9 protein-coding genes and 1 pseudogene are annotated in these 12,619 nt (G+C 64.5%); 6 read left to right on the forward strand and 4 right to left on the reverse strand.

The annotated features are described in order from the left end of the window. Positions 1-755: 755 nt before the first annotated feature. Positions 756-2,194 (reverse strand): annotated as a pseudogene (locus ACP7AB_RS03475) (IS1182 family transposase). Between the two features lie 129 nt (positions 2,195-2,323). After that, a complete protein-coding gene (locus tag ACP7AB_RS03480) occupies positions 2,324-3,685 on the reverse strand; it encodes a serine hydrolase domain-containing protein (RefSeq protein WP_425990495.1) in 1,362 nt (453 codons plus the stop codon). Positions 3,686-4,255: 570 nt separating this feature from the next. Here ACP7AB_RS03480 and ACP7AB_RS03485 point away from each other — a divergent pair. Both ACP7AB_RS03485 and ACP7AB_RS03490 read left to right on the forward strand, forming a co-directional pair. Continuing rightward, entirely contained in the window at positions 4,256-4,579 is a 324-nt protein-coding gene (locus ACP7AB_RS03485) for a hypothetical protein (protein ID WP_425990481.1), read from the forward strand. 297 nt (positions 4,580-4,876) lie between these two features. Further along, the gene (locus tag ACP7AB_RS03490) at positions 4,877-5,503 is read left to right on the forward strand and encodes a tyrosine-type recombinase/integrase (protein WP_425990479.1); all 627 of its coding nucleotides are present in this window, start codon (positions 4,877-4,879) and stop codon (positions 5,501-5,503) included. Between the two features lie 69 nt (positions 5,504-5,572). On the opposite strand, the gene ACP7AB_RS03495 is transcribed toward ACP7AB_RS03490, so the two are convergent. Continuing rightward, positions 5,573-5,968: a response regulator gene (locus ACP7AB_RS03495; protein ID WP_425990477.1), complete on the reverse strand. Its 396-nt coding sequence runs from the start codon at positions 5,966-5,968 to the stop codon at positions 5,573-5,575. Between the two features lie 226 nt (positions 5,969-6,194). Here ACP7AB_RS03495 and ACP7AB_RS03500 point away from each other — a divergent pair, with 226 nt between their 5' ends. The 4 genes from ACP7AB_RS03500 to ACP7AB_RS03515 all read left to right on the forward strand — a co-directional run bounded on the left by ACP7AB_RS03500 (position 6,195) and on the right by ACP7AB_RS03515 (position 11,749). Beyond that, positions 6,195-6,422, forward strand: coding sequence for a hypothetical protein (locus tag ACP7AB_RS03500; protein WP_425990475.1), 228 nt, complete (start codon positions 6,195-6,197; stop codon positions 6,420-6,422). Positions 6,423-6,877: 455 nt separating this feature from the next. Beyond that, complete coding sequence (locus ACP7AB_RS03505; protein ID WP_425990473.1) at positions 6,878-8,545, forward strand: ShlB/FhaC/HecB family hemolysin secretion/activation protein; 1,668 nt, start codon at positions 6,878-6,880, stop codon at positions 8,543-8,545. 52 nt (positions 8,546-8,597) lie between these two features. After that, positions 8,598-11,009, forward strand: coding sequence for a filamentous hemagglutinin N-terminal domain-containing protein (locus ACP7AB_RS03510; RefSeq protein ID WP_425990471.1), 2,412 nt, complete (start codon positions 8,598-8,600; stop codon positions 11,007-11,009). 2 nt (positions 11,010-11,011) lie between these two features. Continuing rightward, entirely contained in the window at positions 11,012-11,749 is a 738-nt protein-coding gene (locus tag ACP7AB_RS03515) for a L,D-transpeptidase (protein WP_425990469.1), read from the forward strand. Between the two features lie 362 nt (positions 11,750-12,111). Here the strand turns inward: ACP7AB_RS03515 and ACP7AB_RS03520 are convergent, their stop codons facing one another. Continuing rightward, the gene (locus tag ACP7AB_RS03520) at positions 12,112-12,579 is read right to left on the reverse strand and encodes a MucR family transcriptional regulator (RefSeq protein WP_425990466.1); all 468 of its coding nucleotides are present in this window, start codon (positions 12,577-12,579) and stop codon (positions 12,112-12,114) included. Positions 12,580-12,619 lie beyond the last annotated feature (40 nt).

Raw genomic sequence — 12,619 nt, forward strand, 5'->3', positions numbered from 1 at the left:
AATCGCCGGTGCCGATGCTGAGGTAGGTGTCGAAGGTCGGGCTCCGCATCACGACCCGATACGCCGCCGCTTCGGTGGTCTGAACCGCATAGCAGTCAAAGAAGCTGTCATCTTCTAGCCTGGGGTCCGACGCGCTCAACTCTCCATGCCTTGTTTGGCCGATGACGAGGCTGGACCCCGCCGCCGCACCGGCGCGTCGGGTGGCCTGCGGAGAGAACCTGGTTGCAGGCACGGGCGCCGGGGTCGGCGACGCACGTTCGCTCAAAGCGATGACGGCTCCGCCTGCGGCCACCGGCCCGGTACCTTGGCTCGGACCGCCCGTGGTTCCGTCTGGGCGGACATGCGGCACGAACCCTGTCGCCTCCGGCTCCCAAGCCCCCGGCTCCCAGGCCGCTGTCTCGCCAGGGCCGAGGAGGCCAGACACCGTCAGCGCCAAACCCGCTAGTCCGCGTCGATCAACCATACGTTTTCCCCGCTCGCGTTGACGAGAGAAAGGCAAATGGCGCCGGCGGTCAAGGCGACGAATCCTGATGGCTCGCCGCTTCGGCGCTCCGTGATCGGCGCGGGTTAACGTGTTCACCCCTCGTCCGCCAACACAGGTCCATTTCGTCACGTCGTTCGATGACCAATGTCCGCTTCCGACCGAGGCCGTGGAAAAACGCGTTTTGAGATCGAGGGTCAGCGCGACGACGTGTTCGGCATCGAACGAGACAGAGGGCTGACCGCAGGAATGAGGCGCTGATTGAGCGGCGCGATCAGGCCCGGATGGCCTGCATCAGGGGGATGACCCCGAAGATCTTGATCATCCGCTTGATGTTGTAGGCCAGGACGTGAAGGCTCATCTCGGTTCGGACCTTTTCGAGGGTCCTGGTCAGGAAGTGAGTGGCTCCCATCCAGGCCTTGAGGGTGCCGAAGGGATGCTCGACGGTCTGTCGTCGGATTTTCATGGCGTCTGGCATGTGGTCGAGCCGCGCCTGCATCTTTTCAAGCACGGCCTCATGCTCCCAGCGCTTGATCCGTCGCAGCCTGGTCGGGGTGCATTGGGGTCTGAGCGCGCAGGTGTGGCAGGCGCTCAGGTGGCGATAGAAGTCGAAGTCCTCGGCGTGATCGGCGCGGCGGTTGGCCTTGGTCAGCCCGGCCCCGGCGGGGCAGGTGTAGTGGTCGCGCTCGGCGTCGTAGAGGAAGTCTTGCCGGGTGAAGAAACCGCGCTTTGTCCCGCTCGACGTCAGGGGGCGGGCACATGAGGCGCGATGCCTGTCCCTTCGCAAGACAGGACCTGATCGCCGCTGAAGTAGCCCCGGTCGGCCAGGGCGGTCAGCGCGTCCAGGCCGGTGGCCTGCCGGGCCTTGAGGGCCATGGGCGCCAGCTGGGTGCGATCATGACCCTGATTGGTCACCTCGTGGGCCACGATCAGGTGATGCTCGGCGTCCACCGCCGTCTGGACATTGTAGCCCACTACGCCGGTCCCTCGCCCGCTGGTGGCCATGGAGCGGGCGTCGGGATCGGTCAATGAGACCTGCTGGTCCGGCGCGTCCTGAACGGTCTGCTCCATCTCCCGCAGAGCCTGCATCTGCCGGCGCAGCCCGGCGATCTTGTCCTTGATGCGGGCGGTCCTGGCCTCGGCCACATCGCTCTCCTCGCGGTCGGCGCGGTCCAGTGCGGCCAGGTAGCGCACGATATTGGCGTCGACCTGCTCGATGCGCCTGGCCACCTTGGCCACGGTGAAGTTCTTGTCGCGGGTGTTGACCGCTTTAAACTTGCTGCCGTCGATGGCGATGACGGCGCGGGTGAACAGGTTCAGCTGACGGCATAACCCCACGAACTGCGCGCACACCGCCCGGATGGCCGGGCCGTTGTCGCGGCGGAAGTTGGCGATCGTCTTGAAGTCAGGCGCCAAGCGTCCCGTCAGCCACATCAGCTCGATATTGCGCTGGGCTTCGCGCTCGAGGCGGCGGCTGGACTGAACGCGATTGAGATAGCCGTAGAGATAGATCTTCAGCAGGCTCGAGGGGTGATACGCGGGTCGGCCGGTCGCCGCCGGCTTCACGCCGTCAAAGCCGAGCGCGCCCAGATCAAGCTCGTCGATGAACACCTCGACCACCCGAACCGGGTTGTCCTCGGTCACGTAGTCGTCCAGCGACTCCGGCAACAACAGCGACTGCCGCCGGTCTTCACCCTCGACGAAACGCCCCATGACCGGCCCTCCATTGACCAGCCGATTCTACCCAGAGAACGGCGTTTTTACACAGCCTGGACCCGAAACGGACTCTCGCGATAAGGGGTCGCCACCGTTTTGATGCGCCAGGCCGCGCCTCCAAGGCGGTCAGGTTTGTTGGGGGGCGAACGGCCTCTCGGACTTGGACGCTTTCGGGGCTGAGCGGTTCATCACACTTCGCACTGCGCCGGTTGCGAGGACCACGGCAGCGGTTAGACCGATGTCCGGGGCCAGCCGCCAAATGCCCAGGAGCGACAAGCCGGTGAAGTGTTGCAGAGCAAACACCGACAGCACGCCGGCAGCGATCCATGGCGCAGCGGCCAAGGCCATAGACGCCGTGCCGACGGATAGAGCGCGGTCGCGTTTGACCCAGCGTCTTGTCGTAAAGAATAGCGCCATCAGCGACCACGCGACGACCAACAGGAGCGCCATTCGCGCCCAGGGTTCGAGCGGTGTCGCGGGAGGCTGAGACGGCTGCCCTCGAACGTGTGCGATGAGCGCCTGACCAAGGTCGTCCACCGGGTCATCAACATTATGGCCGCCGAGATTAGTCAGAATGACGAAGGCGCGGTCGCGTGATGGCAACATAACCATGGTGGCGCGATAGCTACCGGTCGAGCCGCTATGCCACCAGATGCGCTCGCCCTGATCCATCGCCGTGCGCCAGCCTTGATGATACGCAACCGGGTCGTTGTCATTGAGGTTCAGGGAGGGCCACCCCTCGTCCTTGCCTGAACGGGTCTGCGCCAGAATGGCCGTCATGAACTTGCCGACGTCGGGGGCACTGGCCCGGATGAACCCCGCTGGTGCGAGATGACCAGGAACGGGCTCCTCGGCCCACGGCGTCACCAGCCCAAAGAACAGGCGGTGCCCGCATCGATCGGGCACTATGGCTGCGGTGGAAGACATGGCGAGTGGGTCGAAGACCTCACGGGCGACAACAGCCTCGAAAGCCGCTCCGGATCGCGACTCAATTTCTTGGCCCAAGACGACATAGTTGAGGTTGGAATAGGCGTAAGCGCCCGGACTTCCGACGGGCTGGAGGTTGCTGAAACCCGCGGTGTCCGGCGAGGGGATCGAGAACCCCTGTCTGCGGCTGAAACCGCTTGTCTGGTTCAGCAGTTGTCGCGCCGTAGTCGCAGCGGAGCCGCCGGACGACGGTTCCAACGTTCGCAAGGGTGCATCCAGGGTCAGACGGCCCTGCGAAGCAAGGCGGGTCGCCACGGCGGCGGTCACTGATTTGCTGAGGGATCCGATTAGGAAGGGCCGGTCGCTCGTGATCGGCGTGCCTCCAGGGCATACGCCGAAGGTGGCGACCTCGATGGGCCCAGAGCTGCTGACCAGTGCGACTACGCCGCCCGGGATGTGAGCGCTTTTGAAGGCGGCAGTCACCAGTGGACCAATGGGCTCGGCGCTGGCGGAAGTCGCAAACAAGCAAATAGAAGAGGCCAGCAGACCTCGGACGATCATTCGCACAAAAATCCCCCGCACATCGACCCCCGTGTTGGGAGGGACGATGACGTGGCGACAAAAAGCACACAAGATCGGAGGGGCGACAGCACGTTTTCATAAGCCGACTGTGGCCGGAACCGGCTAATCTCAAGATCTGATCGTGCCGGTGGCGTGATGTCCGCTCACCACCGATACTGTTGAAAAAGTCCGAGAGCCTGCCGTGATCGGCCTTTTTGGCCCGATCTGGCACCGCTGCGAAAAACTAAGCGATTGATTTCGTTGGCGCGAAATTTCGTGACCAGCACGCGGTTTGCGCGGTTTCCGCGGTCGCCCGACTTTTTCAACAGTATCCACCCCGAACCGACATCGGTCAGGTCTGCTCTCCGGAGGACGCGGAAAACGTCGGATTGCGGATCAGGCAGCTTGGCTTCGACCGATCCTTACACCCGGGTCACCCGGGCGAGGATCGTCAGGAGCCGTCATTTACCGGCAGCACTGCAAGCCGCTATGGTCCGGCCGACGAAATTGTTTGACTTCGTTTTTTTTCTGACTGCGCTGGCAACCCGTCGGCCTTGGGAGACTACACTAATGAAGACCAATCTTTTCGTGGCGGCTTCGGCCGTCGCTCTCATGTTCGGCACCAGCGCCATGGCGCAGGCCACGATGACCGTAACCAACGACGGCGAAGTGGCCATTGTTGGCCTGGCCATCTCAGGCGAGTCTTCCGATGATTTCGGTGACAACCTGCTCGACGAAGAAATCGCTCCGGGCGACGGCGTCGAAGTGACCTTTGAGGTCGGCGACGACTGCGTTCAGGACGTCCAGGCCACCTACGAGGATGGCGACACCGAAGAAGTCATGGGCGTTGACCTCTGCGAAGGCGGCGACTTCGACATCGAGGACGAAGACTAAAGCGAAGACGGCGACGAGGAACAGGAGCCAAATTCCTGCTCACGCCTGATGGTTCGGCGGCTCCTGGGAGGGAGCCGCCGTTTTCGTCGGTGGCTCAACTTCGGTCGACTGTGGTCGCCATAGGTCGATGCGACCAAAACTATCTATTGCGATTGCTCGCAGATGACCGCTTGCCACCCTCAACAGACCCTTGGAGTGTCCGGTTTGCGACGGTAACGGCAATGTTTGGTTTTGGCGCATTCGCGTCTCACAAGGCGTATTGTGGATAGCGGGGGGCCTCTGTCGTGGGAGGTGGCCATGGGCCAGCCCGATCTCTTTCGCATGCCTCGAAAACCCTGGAACGCTGGCCGCATGACTGGAGCGAAAGCTCCTCTCAAGCCGAAGCATATCTGGGCGATCCGCCAACACTTGAAGTCGCTCGGGTCAGTCCGGGATTTGGCGATGTTCAACACGGCGCTGGACGCAAAACTCAGGGGCTGCGACCTCGTCAAGCTGCGGCTCGCCGATGTCGCCCACGGCGGCGTTGTTCGTCAGCGCTCGACCATCGTTCAGCAGAAGACCGGGCGACCCGTTCCGTTCGAAATCACAGAGTCGGCGAGAGAAGCGCTGACGCAATGGCTCGACCTCCGTGGCCGACGGCCGGATGATTGGTTGTTCCCGAGCCGCAGCAATGCCGGCAGGCACATCGGAACGCGTCAGTACGCACGCATCGTCGACGGCTGGGTTCGCATGATCGACCTCAACCCGAGTGCCTACGGCACACACAGTCTGAGACGAACCAAGGTGGCGTTGATCTACAAGAAGACAGGAAACCTCCGCGCCTGCCAGCTGCTCCTGGGTCACGGCAAGCTGGAAAGCACGGTCAGATACCTCGGTATCGAGGTCGACGACGCGCTCGAGATTTCCGAGCAGATCGATCTTTAGGCCACGGTGGGTCCGTCAGAAAGCGGACCCACCAAAGGTCTCCTTCGGGTGGGGAGCGGACCTTACCTCCTAGCCCGCAGTCGTTTGCGCCTCTGGCCGATTTAGGAGGCTGAGAGCCGCCGCAACGATCTGTGCGGGGAGGAAGGGCTTCGCGAGCAAAACGCTTTCGGGGACGCCCTTGGCGCGCCAGTCATCCATACTGTCCCCGGTGATATAAATGACCTGTATCTCCGGATGTAGTTCGCGCGCCCGGGCGGCCACTGCCCATCCTTCGGGATCAGCGCCTAACCTTATGTCGGTCACGAGTAGCTGATGTACCGCCTCCGACTCCAAGACAGACACCGCTTCAATTCCCGTATGGGTCACAGTAACTTGGAAGCCAATGTCAGCGAGCGCCGTCTCGATGGATAAGGCAATCAGAACCTCGTCCTCAGCGACAAGGGCGGAGACAAATTGCTCACTCAATGGACGACCCCCACCCGACCTCGAACTTTGTCCGGTAGCGCACCTAAATCGCTAAAGGCGTTATGGTTCCGGTTTCCTTGCACGCCAAACGACCCCGACCGTCGCTAAGGGTCGAGCCGACTTCGGAGGGGCGGCGAGTGGTACCTAGCGCACCCCCCAACGGCTTCGCTTGACGTAAGGTCAGCATTTTATACAATCGGGACTCTAGCCGCTCGGAGCTCGGGTCATGACCTACTTCTGCTTCATCGAGTCCGTCATCCTGTCGGTTCCTCACATGGAACCGCTCATGGCTGACGATCTGGACGCCGCCAAGACAGAGGCTGAGAGCCTGCTCGCCCAGCACACCAGCGGCTACGCCGCCCATGTCTTCGAGGACGAGGAGCGCGTGGCGACGATCAGGTCAGAAGGCAGGTCTAGGTCGGTTTATACTGCACGTCAGGTTTCGGCGACCTAGTCACCGTGCGCACCATCCCGGTACGGGCCTTCGAAACGTCCGCTTTGGGTCGGACCACGACATTGGCATCGGGCCCGAAACCGGACCTTGAACCCCAAGGGCCGACAGCAGACCTTCCGAACCGCCGTTAGGGGTGGAAACGCGACATTGTGCCAGGCTTCGTCAGAGCTTTGAACACGCTCCCGCTGAATAATCTTCCAGACCGTTCGGAACAAAAACAGGCCAGAATAGTTTGTGAATAGAGATTTCGAATAAACCGTTGATTTTTCTGTCTTGTTAATATTCGAAATCTCAGGGTCTTTGTTGGTGGTAGCTCGAGGTCCGTTCGCTAATTCGGACGAAATTTCCGGGAATTGTCCCGACCAGATCGATCATTCAAGCCTTTCCTACGTGCGTGCTCTCCGCTGCGTGAGAGCCGTTGCGCTCTGACACCGCGGCGGCACTTCGAGGTAGCTATGTTGAGATCGAGCCTGATAGCGGCTGCGCTGCTGGCCGTCAGCCAGAACGCTGCTGCCCAGGAGCCGCCCGGCGCGGGTACCCAGCTGCAGCAGATCCCGCCCGTCGCACTCCCCGGCCGAATGGCTCCGGATATTCGCATCGAGCGTCCGGAAGTCGCGTCGGATGCGGCGGCCGATGGGGTTCAAATCCGGGTCAATGCGCTGCGGATCACGGGTGCGACCCTGTTCTCCGAATCGGAGCTTGTCGCGACCACCGGCTTCGTGCCGGAAAGTGAATTGACCCTCTCCGAGCTGCGCAATGCCGCGGCGGCGATCACACGCTTCTACAACAGCCGTGGCTACCTTTTGGCCCAGGCCTATCTGCCGGCGCAGGACGTCCTTGAGGGGAGCGTGACCATCGCCGTGATCGAAGGCCGTTTTGGCGCGATCGAACTGCGTAACCAGACCCGACTGTCTGACGGCGTGGCCCGCCGGATCCTCGACGGTCTCGACCCGGCCGATCCGGTCGCCATCGCTCCGCTCGAGCGGAGGCTGCTGCTGCTTTCCGATATCCCGGGCGTCATTGTTCATTCGACCCTGTCTCCGAGTGCCGAGGTCGGCGCCTCGGACCTGAGCGTCGACCTCACGCCGGGGCCGCTGATCTCGGGCAGCCTCGAGGCCGACAACGCCGGCAACCGCTACACCGGCGCCTACCGGTTCGGCGGCTCCATCAACCTCAACAATCCGACCGGTCTGGGCGATCTGCTCAGCCTGCGTCTTCTAACCTCCACCGAGGGGCTCGCCTACGGCCGGGTCGCCTACCAGGCGCCGATCGGCCCCGTCACGCTCGGGGTCGCCTATACGCACCTGCAGTATGATCTGGGGCGCGAGTTCTCGGTCCTGGACGCCGGCGGCTCGGCCGACATCGTCAGCGTCTACGCCAGCTACCCGGTGATCCGCTCGCGCAACGCCAACCTCCATGTCTTCGCCAGTGCGGACGCCAAATTCCTCACCGATGAAATCGGCCTGGTCTCCCAGGTGTCCGACAAGGATATCCGTTCGCTGACCGCGGGCCTGCGTGGCGACTCCCACGATTCATTCGGCGGTGGCGGCTGGAACACCGGGTCTGTCTCGTTGACAAGCGGCGACCTCGACATCGAAAGCCCGCTTGAGCGCGCCGCCGATGCGATGAGCGCGCGCTCGCAGGGCGGGTTCGGCAAACTCCAGTACGCCGTCTCCCGACTGCAGTCCGTCAGCGGCCCGCTGTCGGTCTATGGCGCGCTGCGCGGACAGGTCGCCACCGCCAACCTCGACAGCTCCGAGAAAATGGAGCTTGGCGGCGCCTATGCAGTCCGCGCCTATCCCGAAGGCGAGGCTTATGGCGACGAGGGTTATGTCGCGACACTTGAGGCGCGCCTCGCGCTGGACCAGTGGACGGCGTCGCTGCCGGGACGGTTCCAGTTGATCGGCTTTGTCGATGCGGGCGAGATCGACTTCGCCCACGACCCCTGGTTCGCCGGCGCCAATCGCGCCCGACGTAGTGGCGCCGGCGTTGGACTGGTCTGGTCCGCCGCGGACGACCTCATTGTCAGGGTGACCTACGCCCACCGGCTTGGCGACCAGATCGCGACCTTGGGACCCGACGACGGCGGACGCGTCTGGTTCCAGATCGTCAAGCTGTTCTGATGCCCGCCCCGACCCACTCTTCCTCCACGCCCCTCCCGGCAAGGACGTTCTGATGACCAGACTCCATCAACCGAGCGCGAGCGACACGTGCGAGGCGGCGGCGCGCGGCCGGCCCGCTCGCAGGCGCGGCCTGTCAGCCTCAACATCCCTCGTCGGCTTCGCCGCCGCTGGACTGGCGGCGGCGCTTTCCTTCGGGTCGGCGGCCGAGGCTCAGACCCTTCCCACCGGCGGGACGGTCACGGGTGGTGGCGCGACCATTACAGCCGGGCCTGGCAACGTCACCATCAACCAGGCGACCCAGAACACGTCGATCAACTGGCAGATCTTCTCGATCGGTCGCGGCGGCAGCGTCGTCTTCGTGCAGCCCAATAGCCGGTCCGTCGCGCTCAACCGGGTCCTCGGACCTGACGCCTCGGCGATCTTCGGCAGCCTGACGTCCAACGGCCAGGTGTTCCTGATCAATCCCAACGGCGTCCTGTTCGGTCAGGGATCGCAGGTCAACGTCGGCGGGCTCGTGGCCTCCACCCTGAATATGACCGACGCGGACTTCATGGCCGGTGACTACAGGTTCTCGGGCTCCAGCGGCGGCTCCGTGGTGAACCAGGGCAGGGTCATCGCGGACGGGGGCTATGTCGCCCTGCTGGGGGCCAACGTCAGCAACGAGGGCCTGATCCAGGCCAACCTCGGCACCATCGCCCTTGTCTCGGGCGAAGCAGTAACCCTCGACGTGGCCGGCGACGGCCTGCTGAATGTGGTCGTCGACAGGGGCGCGGCCAACGCCCTGGTCCAGAACGGCGGCATGTTGCAGGCCGACGGCGGACGGGTACTGATGACCGCCCAGGGCGCGGGCGAGCTGCTCAGGACCGCGGTCAACAACACCGGCGTGATCCAGGCCCGCTCGATCGGCAATCGCCGAGGCACGATCGTCCTGCTGGGCGACATGCCGAGCGGCACGGTCAGTGTGCGCGGCGTCCTCGACGCCAGCGCGCCCGACGGGGGCGACGGCGGGTTCATCGACACTTCCGCCGGGACCGTGAACATCGCGTCCGGAGCTCGCATCACCACCGAAGCGCCACGGGGCATCACCGGCACCTGGCTGATCGATCCGGCGGACTTCACCATCGGCGCCGGCGGCAATATCTCCGGAGCGACCCTGTCCGCCCAGTTGGTGACCACCAATGTCGTGATCAGCACCATGACCGGGCCGGGCGCCAATCTCCCGGGCAATGGCGACATTCACGTCAATGACGCCATCAGCTGGACCGCGTCGTCCAGCCCGACGACCCTGACGCTCAACGCCAACCGCGACATCAACATCAACGCCGCGATCACCGCCACCAACGGCAATCTCGTGGCCTGTTGCGGTCGCGACATAAACGTCAATGCGCCGATCACCACGACGAACGGCAGCGTCCTGCTCAACGCCGGCCAGAATGTGAACGTCTTCCACGCCATCACCACGACGGACGGCAACATCGCCCTGTGCGCCGGGCACGACATTCGCATCGACGCGGCCGTCACCCTGACGCGGGGCAGCACCATTCCGGCCCAGAGCCTGGGCCTGCCCGTCGGCCTGACCCTCATCTCGGGCGCGGACGGCACGGGCCCCGGCGTCGCCGGCGGCACTATCATTTTCAGCCCGCTTGCGCCGCGCGTCACCGTCACCAACGCCCCGGCAACGATCAACTACAATCCCGTCTCCTATGCCCAGCCGGCCGACTACTCGAACCGTTTCACCCTGACCGAGGGCGCGACGCTGACCCAGCGCATGCTGTTGTTTCCCGATGGCAGCCGGGTCTTTGACGGGACGACGGAAACGACGCTCTCGGGTCTCAGGACCACGACGCTTTCGGGCCTGCCCGCCGGCGTGACCTTGGTCCGTGGCCCAGGCGCCCGCGCCACCTTCGATTCCGCGATCGTCGGCTCCGACGTTGGGATCACCTACAGTGGCTACACGCTCGCGGGCGCCAACGCCGACCAGTACGCCCTGGCCGGGTTCTGTTGCGGGGCCCCGACCTTCCGAACGCGCGGGACGATCACCCCTGCACCTACGCCCCCGCCTCCTCCTCCGCCGCCACCGCCACCGCCACCACCTCCTCCGCCGCCGCCACCGCCGCCACCGCCGCCGCCACCGCCGCCACCGCCGCCGCCACCGCCGCCACCGCCGCCGCCGCCACCGCCGCCGCCACCGCCGCCACCGCCGCCACCGCCGCCGCCGCCACCTCCGGTCACCCCGCCCGTGGTCAGCCGACCCCTGCTGCCATTTCCGACGGTGACCTATCCGACCGTGACGCCGACGCCGGATCTGGCGCTGGTGGTGGTCGATCGCGGCGTGCGGATGCCGGTCTATGAAGCGACCCCCGTGTCTCCGCCGGTCGTGGCCGAGACTCCGCTTCGGGTCGCCCCGGTCCCGGTCCCCGCGCCGCCGGTCCCGGTCTATCCCCGCAAACAGGATCGCCATTGATCATGGGGCTTCCGACGCGCGCGCCTGGGACGGCCATCGCCGTCACGACGCCCCACTGGCGGGAATCCGCTCCCCGGTTTCCGTGGACCAGGCGCGGCTTCGCGGCGGCGGGGCTGGCGCTCGGGCTCGGTTTCTCCCCGGCCTGCCTCGCCGCCGAGCGCGCCTATGCCACGGACGAGCCTGCCGCCGCTTCGTCCGCCGCCAGCCAGGTCAAGACCTGGGTCCTGGAGACGGCTGACAATCAGGGCCTGCCCTTCATGATCGTCGACAAGGTCAATGCGCAGGTCTTCGCGTTCGACCGCGAAGGGGTTCTGCTCGGGACCGCCCCGGTCCTGCTTGGCCTGTCGCCCGGCGACGTCTCGCCCCCCGGAATCGGCGACAGCCCTCTGTCCGGCATCGCCCCCGAGGATCGCATCACGCCGGCCGGCCGCTTCATCGCGTCGATGGGCGAGAATCTAGGCGGCAAGGGTATTCTATGGATCGATTATGACACCGCGCTTTCGCTGCATCCGGTGATCACGGCCCGGGCGTCCGACCGGCGTTTTCAACGCCTGGCCAGCGCCACCGCGCTCGACAACCGGATCTCGTACGGCTGCATCAACGTGCCGGTGACATTCTTTGAAAACGTCGTGGAGCCCGCTTTCGACGGCACCGTCGGGGTCGTCTACATCCTGCCGGAGACGCGATCGATCGAACACGTGTTCTTCACGGCGGCGACGGCGGCGGCGGACGCGAAATAGCGCCGTCGAGGCATCCCCGCGGCTTGGCGAAACGTGATCCTGTCGCTTGAAGTGGAGACAAGTTGCCGTTGGACTGCCAGTACCCCCAAGCCGCTTGGACGCGACGCCGGCGGAGCCAGAGGAAAACCAGCAGATGGCTCCATGTGACCGTGAGCGGCAAGAAACGTTGAACATCGAGCAGATCTGACGACGGCGGAATGCTTCAAGGCAGAGCTTGACCAGAAAGGAGACCTTCCCAACCGCCGCTTTGGGTCGACATGCGTCTTTGACATCAGGCCGAAAAACGGACGTTCGCCAACGCAGTCAACGTGACGGAGAAGACCGCGAAGCCCCCTCCAGCAGCCAGTGCGATTTAGCCGTCGTCACGACTTCGGGGTATTGGCCTTCCGCGCCGGTTTTGCCGCGACCTCAGCTTTCTTCGGCTGACGCCCGCCTACTCCCAAGCCCATCGACTTGGCCAACGCCGAGCGTTGCGCCGCATATTCGGGGCTCACCATGGGGAAGTCCTTCGGCAAGGAAAAATGCTCCCGATAGCTTTCCGGGGTGAAGCCTTGGAGCGAGAGATGTCGCTTCATCGACTTGAACTTCCGTCCGTCGATCAGGCTGACGACGCCATCCGGTTGGATGAGTTTCCGGATCGCGGCAGGCGTCAGTCGCGCCGGAGCGTCCGCTTCCTCTGGCTCTGGATCACCACCCAGGCAGTTGAGCGATCCATGCACCATGGTGACCAACCCGGGGAGTTCATCAGGGGTCACCCGGTTGTTGGCCACGAAGTTAGCTACGATGCCCGTGGTCATGGCCAGAAGCGCGGATTGATCGGTGTCGGCCATGCGTGCCTCCGGTTGGAAAGAATAGTCTTGATACGCCTGA

It is taken from the genome of Brevundimonas sp. TWP3-1-2b1, from assembly GCF_049896165.1.
Lineage (GTDB): Bacteria > Pseudomonadota > Alphaproteobacteria > Caulobacterales > Caulobacteraceae > Brevundimonas > Brevundimonas subvibrioides_B.